Origin of the sequence: Spirosoma radiotolerans, from assembly GCF_000974425.1 — a bacterium.
Taxonomy (GTDB): Bacteria; Bacteroidota; Bacteroidia; order Cytophagales; family Spirosomataceae; genus Spirosoma; species Spirosoma radiotolerans.
This window is the reverse complement of the sequence record NZ_CP010429.1, coordinates 2,073,249-2,086,667: the sequence shown is the minus strand read 5'-3', so window position 1 is coordinate 2,086,667 and position 13,419 is coordinate 2,073,249. Positions and strand designations below refer to the sequence as shown.

The 13,419-nt window shown below is 46.1% G+C and carries 12 protein-coding genes; 7 read left to right on the top strand and 5 right to left on the bottom strand.

What is annotated here, in order from left to right; all coding sequences use genetic code 11:
• Window positions 1-153: 153 nt before the first annotated feature.
• On the bottom strand, window positions 154-2,265 hold the full coding sequence (locus tag SD10_RS28670; protein WP_052731130.1) for an ATP-binding protein: 2,112 nt from the start codon (window positions 2,263-2,265) through the stop codon (window positions 154-156).
• A 577-nt stretch (window positions 2,266-2,842) separates the two neighbouring features.
• On the opposite strand from SD10_RS28670, the gene SD10_RS08345 reads away from it, so the two are divergent.
• Window positions 2,843-3,406: a hypothetical protein gene (locus SD10_RS08345; RefSeq protein ID WP_148562401.1), complete on the top strand. Its 564-nt coding sequence runs from the start codon at window positions 2,843-2,845 to the stop codon at window positions 3,404-3,406.
• Between the two features lie 599 nt (window positions 3,407-4,005).
• Here SD10_RS08345 and SD10_RS08335 read toward each other — a convergent pair.
• Window positions 4,006-4,290 (bottom strand): winged helix-turn-helix transcriptional regulator, encoded by a 285-nt coding sequence (locus tag SD10_RS08335; protein ID WP_227699230.1) that lies wholly within the window; start codon window positions 4,288-4,290, stop codon window positions 4,006-4,008.
• A gap of 168 nt (window positions 4,291-4,458) precedes the next feature.
• On the opposite strand from SD10_RS08335, the gene SD10_RS08330 reads away from it, so the two are divergent.
• Window positions 4,459-5,328: an SDR family oxidoreductase gene (locus SD10_RS08330; RefSeq protein WP_046573383.1), complete on the top strand. Its 870-nt coding sequence runs from the start codon at window positions 4,459-4,461 to the stop codon at window positions 5,326-5,328.
• A 167-nt stretch (window positions 5,329-5,495) separates the two neighbouring features.
• Here SD10_RS08330 and SD10_RS08325 read toward each other — a convergent pair whose 3' ends face one another.
• Window positions 5,496-6,182 (bottom strand): hypothetical protein, encoded by a 687-nt coding sequence (locus tag SD10_RS08325; protein ID WP_148562400.1) that lies wholly within the window; start codon window positions 6,180-6,182, stop codon window positions 5,496-5,498.
• 322 nt (window positions 6,183-6,504) lie between these two features.
• Entirely contained in the window at window positions 6,505-7,602 is a 1,098-nt protein-coding gene (locus SD10_RS08320) for an FAD-dependent monooxygenase (protein ID WP_046573381.1), read from the bottom strand.
• A gap of 89 nt (window positions 7,603-7,691) precedes the next feature.
• Between SD10_RS08320 and SD10_RS08315 the strand changes: the two genes are divergently transcribed.
• From SD10_RS08315 to SD10_RS08295, 5 genes are all read left to right on the top strand, one after another.
• Window positions 7,692-8,645 carry a helix-turn-helix transcriptional regulator gene (locus SD10_RS08315; RefSeq protein ID WP_046573380.1) on the top strand — a complete coding sequence of 318 codons (954 nt, stop codon included), beginning with the start codon at window positions 7,692-7,694 and terminating at the stop codon, window positions 8,643-8,645.
• 215 nt (window positions 8,646-8,860) lie between these two features.
• On the top strand, window positions 8,861-9,700 hold the full coding sequence (locus SD10_RS08310; protein WP_046573379.1) for an oxidoreductase: 840 nt from the start codon (window positions 8,861-8,863) through the stop codon (window positions 9,698-9,700).
• A 544-nt stretch (window positions 9,701-10,244) separates the two neighbouring features.
• Window positions 10,245-11,012 carry a hypothetical protein gene (locus SD10_RS08305; protein WP_046573378.1) on the top strand — a complete coding sequence of 256 codons (768 nt, stop codon included), beginning with the start codon at window positions 10,245-10,247 and terminating at the stop codon, window positions 11,010-11,012.
• Window positions 11,013-11,304: 292 nt separating this feature from the next.
• A complete protein-coding gene (locus SD10_RS08300; RefSeq protein WP_046573377.1) occupies window positions 11,305-11,874 on the top strand; it encodes a hypothetical protein in 570 nt (189 codons plus the stop codon).
• A gap of 212 nt (window positions 11,875-12,086) precedes the next feature.
• Window positions 12,087-12,518: a DUF6331 family protein gene (locus SD10_RS08295; RefSeq protein ID WP_148562399.1), complete on the top strand. Its 432-nt coding sequence runs from the start codon at window positions 12,087-12,089 to the stop codon at window positions 12,516-12,518.
• 346 nt (window positions 12,519-12,864) lie between these two features.
• Here the strand turns inward: SD10_RS08295 and SD10_RS28665 are convergent, their stop codons facing one another.
• Complete coding sequence (locus SD10_RS28665) at window positions 12,865-13,197, bottom strand: hypothetical protein (protein WP_052731129.1); 333 nt, start codon at window positions 13,195-13,197, stop codon at window positions 12,865-12,867.
• Window positions 13,198-13,419: the final 222 nt, after the last annotated feature.

Sequence of the window (13,419 nt, the reverse complement as noted above, 5' to 3'; positions counted from 1 at the left end):
CAGGATGCCCTGATAATTGGTCGTTTACCTAAAGCACTCTAACCAGTCGTCGTACGAAATGGAGCGTTTATTTGAGAATTGTCTTTAAAAGAGTGAATCTTGGAAAGGCTCGTTCGACCAACCTATCAAAACACACCGATTGACCCATGACGCTTAACCGGGTAAGTAAACGCTGAACGTGGCTCCCTGACCGGACTGGCTAGCGGCCGTTATAGCCCCCCCGTGATTGGTCACCACCTTCTCACAAATCGCCAGTCCGATACCCGTACCGGCAAACTCGTTTTTGCCGTGCAAGCGCTGAAAGACCTGGAAAATGCGATCCAGATATTTCTCCTCAAAACCAATCCCGTTATCCACTACGTCAATCCGATGATAGCCGCTGACCGCACGGTGGGGCGTAAAGACCTTCGGTAAATCACGGGCCACCACCCGACACGACAGGATCTGAATCTGGGGAGCAACACCTGGCTTACGAAACTTAAGGGCATTACTCAACAGGTTCTGGAACAACTGCCCTAGCTGGGAGGCATCACCTGATAGCGTAGGCAGCGGCCCCACCTGAATCTGAGCCCCAGTTTGCTGAATTGTCCAGTCCAACGTATTGAGTACGGTGGCGACAATGGTCTGGAGCGAGACGGGAGTACTCTCGTCTCGCCGGGTGGAAATACGGGAATAATCCAGCAAGTCCCGAATTAAGGTCGACATCCGGGAGGCCGCCATCTGCATCCGCTCCAGATACACCAGTGCCTCGCCGGTCGAGTCCATGTAACGCGTTTTCAAGAGATCCCCAAACTGCTGAATCTTGCGTAGAGGCTCCTGCAAATCGTGGCTGGCAATGTAGGCAAAGGTTTGTAGGTTGGCGTTCGAGCGAACAAGCAAGCCATTGGCTTCGGCTAGGGCCTGGTTATTGACAGCCAGTTCGTGGTTAGCAGCCGCCAACTCCTCCGTGCGTTGTTGCACCTGGCTTTCCAAACTCGATGACAACTGCCGAAGCTGCTCCTGGCTTTGGTTCAGGGCGTTCTCGGAGCGGGCCCGTTCCAGGGCTGCCCAGGTGCGGACGGCCGCTTCCTGAACCAGTTCAACCTCAGACGAAGTCCAGGAGCGTGCCTGGCTACTATGTACCCTCAGGGTGGCAACCCACTGCTGTTGCTTTACCAGAGGAACGGTTATATAGGCGCCAATCTGAGCGGCTTGCAATTCTGCTCGTTCGGTCAGTGTATGGACGGCATCCATTGCCACATCGGTAACTACCTGCACCTGACCCGCTCGGTAGGAAACAGGCGATTTTATGCCCAGGGTTACCAAGCGGAATTGATCGACCCTGAGTGGCTGATGGCTACCGTAGACCTGATGAATGATCACCTCTTGCCCGCTCATTTGGCTAAACTGAACCTGGGTATCGCCCAGGTAGTCCTCCAGCAGCCGGACGGCCGTCGTTTCAATCTGGATGGGATCCGCTAAGGCGTTTAGGGCATCACTCAGGGCAAGTAAAAAGGCCTGTTTCTCCTGGCTTTGGCGTAGCGCTGTTGTCAGTTCATATTCAGCCGTTGTGTCCAGGTTTGTCCCCATCAGTTCCACGGGACGTCCCGTCGGGTCGGTTACCACATGGAAGCGGGAGCGAATATGGTGGACGCTCTGATCCGGATGGATGACCCGATAGTTGAGACCGAAGGGTACTCCCTGGGCAATACCTGCCATTACGTCGGCTTCCGTGCGGGCCAGATCGTCGGGGTGAATGCTGGCCATCTGGGCATGGGCTACGTTGGCTAGATAACCGGGGGCCAGCCCGATTAGCTCCGCTCCCCGGGCATCCAGGTAACCCTCATTGGTGAGCAGGTTCCAACTCCAGGTGCCTAGTTGGGCTACATCCAGGGCCATTTGTAGACTGGCCTGACTTTGTTGCTGAGATTCCTGGGCCTGTCGGCGGGCGGTGATTTCGTCGTAATGAACCACAAACTGGTCATTGCCATAAAAAAAGGCCGTCATCTCTAACCAACGGTCCCATCCAGGGATAAACCGCACAAAGCGAATAGTTTGCCCGCTATTGATGAGTTGCTGGTAGGGGTCGAACCAGGCCGGCCCAAGAATGGGGAATACGTCCCGGGCCGCTTTGCCAACGGCTTCTTGACGATTGACACCGGTGAATTTCTCAAACGCTGTGTTCAGTTCAAGGAATCGGCAATCGATTATTTTTCCGGTTTGATCCCGAATGGCCTGGCAAAGGGCAACCCCAGTGTTCATCGTCTCCCGGTCCGGGCCTTGCATGTTCTCTATAAGCTGGTGGTTGAGAGAAGAATCACTAGACTCAGCTAGATGCTGTTTGCTCATGTTACTAAGAAAAGGGCATCTAAAAGCCACCCTTAAGCCAAAGTTAACTTTATTTTCTGTTTACCTGAACAAGCTAACTCTTGGTCGTTGAGAGTAAGTGACTTTATTTGGCTAATTCACCGTAGTATCAAACGCCCCTTTTGTATTACCTAAATTAAGCAGAAGTGTAATAGTACTTTTTAATGAAAGCGTTTCGGCCGAGAAAACGGCTTGCAAATCTGACAGCCAGGTTTATTCGGCAAAAAACGCAATCTCGCTTGTTAAACAAAACTGAGCTTTGTTTAACAAGCGAGATTGCCACCATAATATTGGTGGCTGTTGCAAAAGTCGGAATCGGCTTGATATGGCTTCGTAGACTGTAACGTTTAGCCTTTTAATCGCCTGAAAATGGCTACCTACACAAGCTCGTTGACCACTTTAAAGACTTTTGCAACAGCCACTGGCTTTATGTTAATTCAAACCCTAAATTTAAGCTCACTAAGACTTGATTCTCAACACTATAACTTTTCGTCTTATGAAACCGCTACTACTCGTTTTGCTCGTTGCTAGTCTTCTCAACTGTCGGCCAGGGCCCAATTCACCTATAGCCCCAGTACAACCTTTTCAACCATCAGTAAAACCAACAGCACCAATCCAATCCTCGCAAACGACAACTAGCCTAGCGGGACGTTACCTGGTGACTGCCTACATTGTAGCTGGAGATACGCTACATACGGCTAAACAAGGGTTCCCAGTAAAGAGTAAATTGGATATTGATAATTTCGCTATTGTCATTGCAACGGGAGATAACAATCAATATACTATTACGTATTCGTATTACCACAACCCAACAGGTGAGGTACCTACTTTTACAAAGAAGGTTACCGGGAGCGTTCTAAATGATTATTACTTTCGGTTTGCCGATAACAGTGTACAGCCCGGCGCTGTTTTTGACTCCAAGATTCAACGGTTCACGAAGCAGTTTTACCAGCGTACCGTCGGTGAAGGTATCTTAATACCTCTAAAAGGGTTATCTGGACCTCTGGATCAAACAACCGATAAAGAAGTTATTATCGTGGCCGTTCCACAAGATCACTGACCCTAAAGGTCTATCGATGGATGAAATTTAAATAGAAATTCTGCCGCATCTTGTTTTGGCCGAAAGAAGGCGCCCTATCAAACCTACTTAGCGAGCTTACGTTTAGCCTTCCAAACTTTTGCAACAACCGCCGGAATTATGTTAAGTCCAACATAACGTAAGACAAAAACAAGCGCTGTCTTACAGTTGTAAGACAGAAGGCGTTGTCAATAAATCGGCGTTTTTCTAAGCAATCCACCAGATAAGCACTGTTTCAAAAAATGCCCTATTTGAGGAGCAGACGCATGAAAGCTTCTGCGTCTCATTTAGGAGCGTTAAATGAGATTATGCAACTCATAGTCATGGAGCTAAGATTCATTAGCAAGAGAAAGCATCTTCTTTTCTTTCAGACCATCCCTATGCAACGGAGCTTGGCTAGCTACCGCAGCGGCACCGTCAAATCCTGCAATTTTACTGACCCTCAAATGTATAGGCTAGAGTAATCAGGTCTGAGAGCTACAACTTTGCCGGGCCGCTGATATAGTCAGCGCACTCTAAAAGATAGGCTGATTCCACTATTTATGTGATTTGACATGTAGAAATAGTTTCAACCAGAGCGTTTAATCCTGTCTTGAACTCAATAAGCCAACACCGTTTCTCCAAGCTTTTATAGAAGTCAATAAAGGGCAAAGGCTATTGCCAAAGTCGGTGAGTGTATACTCTACCCGAGGTGGACACTCCTTGTACTCTTTCCTACTGATTAAGCCATCCCCTTCAAGCTCTCTCAATTGTTGAGTTAACACCTTTCTTGAAATAGAGGGTATCCGAACAATGATTTCTCCAAAACGCCTAGTATGCCCGTATAGCACGTGCAAAATGATCAATTTCCACCGTCCCCCAATCATCGCGATCGTCTCGGTAACAGGACAGTCAGTATAGTCTACTTTATTTTCCATTAGTCACTTCTAGGTTACCACTTTTTGTTACACTACCAAAGAGTAATAGCCACTTTTAATAGGCTGTAATAGTTCTACCCATGATAGATAAGTTCTAGCTAATCTTAAACAAAAATCATGATTTTAGTAACGGGTGCAACAGGCAATTTAGGCAAAACGACCATTAATTCCCTGTTAGACAGGGGTATAGCTACAACTGACATTACGGCATTAGTAAGAGATGAAACCAAAGCAACAGAATTAAAAGCAAAAGGAGTTCAGGTGAGGATTGGCGATTACCAAAATTTTGAATCGTTAAAAAGTGCGTTCCAAGGCGTGAACAAACTGTTGCTTGTCTCTTCTTCAGCAGACATCGACCGTAGATTTGAGCAGCACAAAAACGCCATTGATGCAGCCCAAGAAACCGGGGTCAGCCACATTATTTACACGAGCTTTGAGATGAACGATTTACGACAAAGCTCGATGACCGAAGATGTTCAATATCATGCGTATACAGCTGATTATCTAAAGCAAATAGGGGTTCCTTATACGTTAATGAACAACACGCTCTATGCGGACATGATTCCTATATTTGTTGGAAAGGATATCCTGGACAAGGGTGTTTCAATCCCTGCCGGAAACGGTAGAACCCCCTTTTTACCAATAGCAGAAATGGCTGAGGCATTAGCCGTTGTACTGACTACCCCAGGGCATGAAAATAAAGAGTACATCATCGCTGCAGAAACCGCTTTTTCTTTTGCAGAGATTGCTGACATACTATCAGCTATTACTGGAAAAACGATCGCTTATTACCAACCTGAAGCAAGTTCATATGTTGCACAGCTTGTGCAAACGGGTGTTTCCGAAGATGATGCAGCGTATGTTGCGAGGTTCAGTAGAGCAATTGCGAATGGGGAATTCAATACCAATAAAAGTGATGTGAAACACTTACTGGGTAGAAGCCCGATCAGGATAGAAGATTTTTTGAGAAACACATATAATAAATAAATTTTCAAGAAGGATATGTTACAGCTAATAGTCAATAGTTACGAAACATGCCGTCCAAATTAATGGCCCATTATTATAGCAGTTGCCTGAAGATCATCTATCTCAAGAGGGAGTGTATTTTGAGTATGTAATAGATAAGCTGTTTAAAAAGCAATCTAGACCAATACTCAATCAAGGGTATCTCGCTTATGATAATGCTTTCCCATCTCAAGGCGAATCAATAATGTGAGTACAACAACCCATACCACAGCAGAAAAAAGGGACCACCGAGTTTGAGGGGCTAAAAGGCCGTAATAAAATAGAGGGGCACTACCATACAGACCAAATATGATGGAAACGGTTAGTGCTGTGTAATACAGCTTGGAGCCTATACTTTTAATCGCCATTGCCTGGTAGATGATGGGCAAATCCTTTGTCAGAAGCTCAACCAATTGCCAGCCAATCAGGGGAGTGCCCATAATAAAGCCGATCCAAGCTGACATACCTAGCCCTATTTCAACATGGCCCACGTCCCCACCGGATGAAAAGGCTCTCAGGGGCATATAGCTATAAAGTTCAGCCAAGTTAAAAACGGCAAACCAAAAGCAAGCTTGTGTTAAGAACGGCTGTCGCCTACTAGCCGATTGGCGTAGCCCTTTCCGAGATGCCAGCAATAAGAGGACATTGGTAAGTAAGGCAGCCCCTGCAATGAAAGAAGCTTTCCAAGGTGAAGAAGATTGAAAGATTGGCTCGTAGTCAATGTTCTCATCGGCGTGAATTAATGTCCAATCACCATAATGAATAGCAAAAGGGTGTGCTTTGTAGCCAAATAGCCAACCGATGACGCTATGCGACCATTCATGGAAAAGAACCATGAGGTGATGAGCGAGAATTACCGTCAGGATAGTTATAAAGAGAAGTCGGATGCCTCTGATCATGAAGTCTGGTTCATTTTGAGATTGCAACGCTGTTTGATAGGTGTTTAAACGTAAGACTTAGTAAAATAGCAGACCAACTACTTGGGTAGTAGGTATCACCTAAAACGCTCCTATGTTGCAGCCGATGCCTGATCGTTCGATCGGCTACATAGGAGCGTACATAAGAATAGGAAACTAAAAGCCAATGACAAATCAATGTTTACGGTTTATCAAGCCAACCAGCCTGGAAACGAGTCGACATGATAAAGCTTGTAAGCGGTCAGAGAAATCGTTTAATAGCCTCCTCAAGAGCGGCCTCTGTTGGGGGTAACAACCAATTCAGACCCCGCTCAATGCGCGCCTGAACACTCACCACAAACGGCTGAAAGGTTTGATAATAGCTCGCAAAGGCGGCAGGATAACTCTCTTTAAACGTATCGAGTTCGAAGGCTAAACGAGCCGCTCCCTGCATAGCCAAACTGGTACCCATGCCGGTGGGAAAGCCGGTGGTGTGAGCCGCGTCGCCCACCAGGGCCACCCGCCCTTTTGTCCAGGTGGGCATTTGAATTTGCACAACTTCATCGAAGTATAACTCATTGGAAGCCAGCATTGCCGCTAAAATTTGAGGAATCTTCCACAAGCCATTATCGAAATGGTCCCTCAGAATTTGTTTATGTTGATCCCGGTTGCGATAGTCATAGTCTAGCCTCGACGAGCGGAAAAGAAGGCCCGCATGAACCGCGTTTTTAAATGAATACAGCATGGCTGTTTTGCCTACTTCCTGGTAGAGGGTAGCCGAATTTAGGCTGTTGGCTTTAATCGCTGGGGCTTCAGCCAGAGCAAAGTAAGCCCCAAAAAAGCGGGCAAATTGGGCTTCGGGCCCGAACACGAGTTTCCGCACCGTTGAATGCGTACCATCCGCCCCAAATACGAAGGCAAACTCTCGACGCTCGCCGGTTTGAAACCTGACGGCAACGCTATCGTCGGTTTGGATCAGCGTCTCAATTCGATTCTTAAATAGAAACTCGACCGCTTTGGCCGGGATTGCCTGATAGAGTATATTGACTAAATCGTCCCGGTGGATCTCAATATCACCTGTATACTCGGCCTGGGCATTGATGGAAAACTGCACAATGGGTTTATCATTGGCATTAACGATCTCATCGGTATGCACAAATTCGTAGGCCTTAATTTGATCCAGAATACCCATTTCCCTGGCCACCGTCAGGGCATCGCCCCGAACATCAATGGGCGAGCCGCCCCGTCGAAGCCCGTTGGCGATTTCAACCAGGGTTACCTGGTACCCCTGTCGGTTTAGCCAATAGGCCAGCGTTAATCCCGCGATACTAGCCCCGACTATCAAAACTTGCTTCTCCATAGCACTTATCGGTTGCGTTAGACCACAAAACTAGTTGCATCTTTAAGGGCAAAATAGCCCGAAAGGCAGTAAAAACAGTCGTAGCGCTAATGATTCAACATGACCATCCGCAACAGTTCCTCCAGTTTGTCGATAAAATAGGCTACGATATCGGGCCAGACACGGCCGAGAACCTGACCATGTACGCCCAAAAAAGTTTCGACTTCTTTCCTGAACTAGCCATGTTCACGGCTTCGTACTTGGTGAAGAAAACGTTCACTCGCCAAACGACGGCCCCCAAATTCATCAACAGGAGCATTTGCTTCTTTTTCAAAAATATGATCTCCGATGATGACGCTGGGATTGGCGAACGAAGTCGGCTATCACCGGATGACAAACCCTTTATCCGCGTCTTTCCATCAACGCATACCTACACCAGTCTTTTTAAAGAGAATTCCCGGGTGGTGATCGTGGCGGTCCTGGTTCAGGCGGATTATTTGAAATCCTTCCTGGGTGACGATGCCGACCAGTTTCAATTTTTGCTTGATACCCCCACTGATTTTCTCCTTGAGGAGGTGATGACCGACGATATGATTAGCACACTGAATAGTATTGCGAGGAAGGAGCCACCCGGTTTACTACCGGCTTATTACTACCGACTGAAGGCGATGGAATTACTTTTTTATTTGTTTCAGCGTCTTAGCAAACGAGAAAAAACAGTCCAGCAGACATTCAGTGAGCAGGATATCGTATCGATCTATAAGGTACGCGATCAACTAGTTAGCTGCCTGGCTAAACCCAGTTCGATCAGCGAATTGACACGAGTGGCGGGCATGAATGCGCTAAAAATGCGCACCTTGTTTAAGCAAGTTTTCGGCCAGGGTATTTATGATTACTATCAGCATGTACGCATGCAGGAAGCGGCCCGGTTGCTGCGCATTCCAAATCACTCGGTAGCCGAGGTGGGCTCTCAGTTGGGTTATGAAAATCTGAGTCATTTCAGCCGCGTTTTTGAAAAGCATATCGGCCAGAAGCCCAAGAAATTTTCAACCTCAGCCAGGTAAAGCTTTCTTGTCAATCGCCCGATTTATGAAGCAAATGCACGAAAGTTGCTTCGAATCGTTTGAGGACATTCTCTGGCATGGTCCATGAGGGGAACCGGTCCCATGGCTCAATTGGTAGCATACAGCTAGTCCGCTAAAGCGCCCAACCTAGTAAACGGCAAACACTTATTAAGGATTACGAGTACTTATCTTATAAGCAAATAAGTCAACTAGATATGATCAAAAATTGGTTTATAACCGGCGTCAGTACGGGGTTTGGCAAACACCTGGCCGAACTAGCCTTACAAAAGGGGGATAAAGTAGCCGGCACGTTTCGAGAACAAGGCCAGGCCGATGAGTTTAGCCAGAAATGGGGCCCAAACGGTACTGGTCTCGTCGCAGATGTGACCAATGAGTCGCAGATTAACGAAGCAATAGCAGCGGCTATCGACCAGTTAGGACATCTGGATGTCGTGGTAAACAATGCAGGCTACGGCTCACTGGGCGCCATCGAGGAGATTAACGAGGCCGAGGTGCAGCGGCAATTCGACAGTAATGTATTTGGCCCCCTGCGCGTAATTAGGGCGGTACTGCCTCATTTGCGAGCGCGTAAGAGTGGGCACATTATCAATGTAACTAGCATTGGTGGGCTGACGACGTTTCCCAGCGCGGGCATCTATCACGGCTCTAAATTTGCACTGGAGGGCATTGGCGAGAGCCTCGCTAAGCAAGTGGGGCCGCTGGGCATTCGGGTGACGAATGTAGAGCCGAGCGGGTTTCGAACCGATTGGGCTGGGCGTTCGGCGACCTACACTAAAGTGACCATTGCCGATTACGAGCCGACGGTTGGGAAGGCGCTCGAGTTATCTCAGCAAAACAGCGGTAAACAAGCGGGCGATCCGCAACGGGCGGCCCAGGCCATGTACGATCTGGTGCGCATGGACAATCCACCGCTGCATCTGCCACTGGGTAAAATGGCCGTGCGGGAAGCGCTGACTAAATTCACGGATCTCAAGACGGAAATTGAAAGTTATGCTCACATTGGCAATGCCGCTGATTTTCCCGAAGCGGGCTAGCTCCCGTCTGTTAAGCTACTAACCCATGACCACCCGTTAGTTGTTGGTTTGTAGCGTAGCTAACGTCCTTTTTGCCAAGGTCGGTGCTATTGATAGTACCGACCTTTTGTTTAGGGGCTCATAGATTGATTTTTAGGTGTTCTCTTGGGCGGATTTACTATTCCGCAGCAACTGACCACTTAGGTGCGGACCTGCATAAAATCTGTCATTTAGTTTAACAAATCTCCGTCTCAATTATGAGCGTTTGATGAGAATAAATAAGAGGAGTAACCTGATTCAGTCTACTTCTTTCATTTTCTTGTGAGCTGTATTTCTCTAAGCCAAGTTGAGTAGTCACTCCTGTTATAAGAGAATGTCCTTTATCAGCAGCCAAATTAGCCTTACAACGGATTAATTTGGCTGCTGATAAAGGACATAAAATTGGCGTATAATCTCAAGCGAATAGGCGGATAGGTACCCTATCCGTTTCGATCGAGCTTGTGTCGATTTACCAATTACCCACTTACCTTTTCTTAGTTGGTCCTATATAGCCTAAAAACATCAGATGAATAAACTATGCTATTGTTGGGCTTGGCTGAGCAGCCTGCTGCTCATTCTGCTTGGCTGTGAACAGCAAGCACCGGTTAGCTCCCCCATCAACCAATTCCGCCTAATAAAGCGCATCGACTCCTCTGCCACTAGCCTGGCCACCACCCGTTACTTCTATAACTCGGACAATCGGCTGATCCAGACCCAAACCCAAACCCTCAGTTATACCGGTAGTAATCTGATCCAAACCACAGCTTACCGCTACGATGAGCAGAATCGACTCATTGTGATTGAATCCCAGCAAGGGCTGGCCCTGAATAAACGGGTGTTTACTTATAATGAGCAGGGCGATATGGTTTTAAGTACAGATTCTTCCGGCTTTAGCAACGCCATTCCCATCTACACCGCGCAACAACAACACGCTTATCGCTATGATAGCCATCATCTCCCCTATCAAGAGACACTTACCCCGTTGGGGACCAATCCCCTGCAAACCTACCAATACCAGTACACCTATCAACAGGGCAATGTGAGCCAGGTATCTATCACCTTACCCAATGGCAGTACGAGTCAAACCACTTATCAGTATGATGACAAACCAAATCTTTGGTATGGTCAGTGGGGGAGCGGAGTTATGCCGGCTGTGTTTAGCCACAACAACGTGATTTTTGATCACGAACAGCTATCCTATACCCCGCAGGGATTAATCAGTCAACGCGAAACGATCTATCCAACCAATAGGAAACTAGGCAGCAAAATCAGCTTTATTTATGAGACCTATTAAGGGGGGCGGGATGTCTAAATCCACTCTCCACTGTTTTACACAAACCTTTTTATGTTAAGTAGACAAGCTAGTATTCACCAGTCTGGTTCAGGAGCTCATAAAAGGCCATAGGTTTACGTAACACAGGTGGCAGTTGTAAAAGTCTGGAAGGCCATTGGGAAGCTTGATAAATGAATCAAATTTGACTCCTACCTTCGGCCGAAACGAATGATCAACTGGATGTTTTTGACCCACTGATTACTTTTGCAATTGCCACATTGATTATATAACATTAAATCGCATGGCAAACTGTATGAAATCTGTTTTAAGCCTTTTAGTCCTTAGCCTTTTGACGATAAAGGCTCATTGTCAAAGCCAGCAGGCAATGGCGTTTCTTCATGATTTCTTTGGTCAATCATCCGAGATCGTCTACATGGACAAGGTGTGGCAACATGAAATTAAGTGGATGCGAAAAACGCTGAACCAGGATACTTTGCAGGATATGTTCAACACGAAACCGCCTAAACCCGATGTTCGTTTAGTGCTAACTTTAAAGAAGCGTAGTTACATTCAAAGTGAATTAGATCGACAAGCTGAAGTAACTTGGCCAAGCCAGTTATTTAAAAATGGAAAGGTGCTAACTAGCAGTACGGTGGATAGTATATATAAAGATCCAACTCGTGGCGAGACGTATTTTAGAGATCACTATGGCTCAAGACTATACAGCTTTTCAAACCCAATCTTCATTCGAGATTATTCAATCTGTATATTCTATTCTGGCTATACCTGTGGTTCTCGATGCGGAGAAGGAAAATTAATAATATTCAAGAAGAAAGATGCTGCCTGGCTACCTTGGATCAAACTTTACAGTTGGGTAAGTTGAGTCATATATGGCAGATATAGCTGGACCAATTACTTAACATATTGCCAGTGGCTGTTGCAAAAGTCTAGATAGATACCGTAACGCCTGGCCTAACCGTCGAATACCTGCCATAAGATGGCTAAAAAGTACGGATCAACCGAGCTTAGAGAGTGGTAAAATGGCTTTTGCAACAGCCACATCACTTATACAATAGAAAAGTTTTCACAGACATTATGGGTCGTATAGTTGATTCAAGAATACTTTCAGTAAGCCCTGAAAAGGAAATAAAGCTCCTTGGATTTAATTACGATACTGGTCCAGAGCTAGAAATAGACGAACGTTTAGGCCCCTTTTCTAGTGATGTTACTTTTAAGTATAGTAAAGTTAGAGATCCTTTAGAGGAGTTCTGGAACAAGACGGAAACCACGTGTGTAGCGGGCTGCTGTGGAATTGATGCTTTTCACATTGGACCAGAGCAGATAGTTGATGCAGTAAAGGATCTTGATGTTAAGACGCTGGTTAATCAGTTAGAACGAGTTAAAGAGCAAGTACTAGCTAGCGACGCCCAAGTAATTAGTTATCATCGACTCAATTATAATTTTGCACGGATCTCTTTTTTGGAACTCATTGATTATTTAATAGCCGAAGTTAAACAGTGGATCTAAAATTGAATAATTTCAATATTGGTAGAATCTCAATTTAAACTTCGTTAACAGAATAATTTCATCACATAACGTGAGTGGCTGTTGCAAAAGTCTAGAATGAGTGTAGCGGCCTTAGCTTAGTTGCCAATTTCTCACTATTTACAAGGCAAAAATGGCTTACCTGGCAGCTGAAGTTTCAGGCCTGTTGACTTTTGCAACAGCCACTATCTACGCTTCGTTGATCCGGACTCTTTGCCCATCTTGTGGCAGGTGTTTGACGGGTAAGCCTGGCTCTACGGCATCCACCCAGACTTTTGCAACAGCCACTGGCATTATGATAAGCTAAAGTTCTAGTGATCTCCTACCATTAATACTTGAAAACTAAATAAGGAATGCTTCCCGCGTTGGGATAGAAGCCATCTGAAATTCGATAAGCTCCATTAGCGCCTAACTCTTGACATTTCAGCTTTAACCTTTCTTTTACCATCTTATCGGTGGTAGCCGTACCTACCGAAATGGTAACTACACCTAGCCGTTTGATAGCTGTAGGAATATCTCTCTCTAACAGAAAAATTGTAAGGTTGGTATCGCCATCTACTTGGCCGTTGCTAAAGGTACTATTATCAGCAGAGGTAACTTGAGTGGTGACACACCCTGTAAGCGTCCAACTCAAAAACAGCAAAGCGACCATTAGTTTCATATAAAAGCTGTTGTATAATCTTTTATATGTTAAGTACTACATTCTGTCAAACAAAAACAAGTACTGTCTTACAACTGTAAGACAGAGGGTAAAGACACTAGTAGTTCAATGAAACGGTGCTTCATTAAAGGCCCCATTTAAGAAGCAGATGCATGAATACGTTGTCGTTTCTGGCAGGAGCCTATTCAAGAACGATTGCTCGTCTCAAGGAGGAGCGTTACT

Coding starts and splice junctions, on each gene's coding strand:
- SD10_RS08345 (WP_148562401.1), top strand. CDS start 2,843: ATGAAACCGCTACTACTCGTTTTGCTCGTTGCTAGTCTTCTCAACTGT.
- SD10_RS08300 (WP_046573377.1), top strand. CDS start 11,305: ATGAAATCTGTTTTAAGCCTTTTAGTCCTTAGCCTTTTGACGATAAAG.
- SD10_RS28670 (WP_052731130.1), bottom strand. CDS start 2,265: ATGCAAGGCCCGGACCGGGAGACGATGAACACTGGGGTTGCCCTTTGC.
- SD10_RS28665 (WP_052731129.1), bottom strand. CDS start 13,197: ATGAAACTAATGGTCGCTTTGCTGTTTTTGAGTTGGACGCTTACAGGG.
- SD10_RS08295 (WP_148562399.1), top strand. CDS start 12,087: ATGGGTCGTATAGTTGATTCAAGAATACTTTCAGTAAGCCCTGAAAAG.
- SD10_RS08310 (WP_046573379.1), top strand. CDS start 8,861: ATGATCAAAAATTGGTTTATAACCGGCGTCAGTACGGGGTTTGGCAAA.
- SD10_RS08325 (WP_148562400.1), bottom strand. CDS start 6,182: ATGGTTCTTTTCCATGAATGGTCGCATAGCGTCATCGGTTGGCTATTT.
- SD10_RS08335 (WP_227699230.1), bottom strand. CDS start 4,290: ATGATTGGGGGACGGTGGAAATTGATCATTTTGCACGTGCTATACGGG.
- SD10_RS08315 (WP_046573380.1), top strand. CDS start 7,692: ATGATTCAACATGACCATCCGCAACAGTTCCTCCAGTTTGTCGATAAA.
- SD10_RS08330 (WP_046573383.1), top strand. CDS start 4,459: ATGATTTTAGTAACGGGTGCAACAGGCAATTTAGGCAAAACGACCATT.
- SD10_RS08320 (WP_046573381.1), bottom strand. CDS start 7,602: ATGGAGAAGCAAGTTTTGATAGTCGGGGCTAGTATCGCGGGATTAACG.
- SD10_RS08305 (WP_046573378.1), top strand. CDS start 10,245: ATGAATAAACTATGCTATTGTTGGGCTTGGCTGAGCAGCCTGCTGCTC.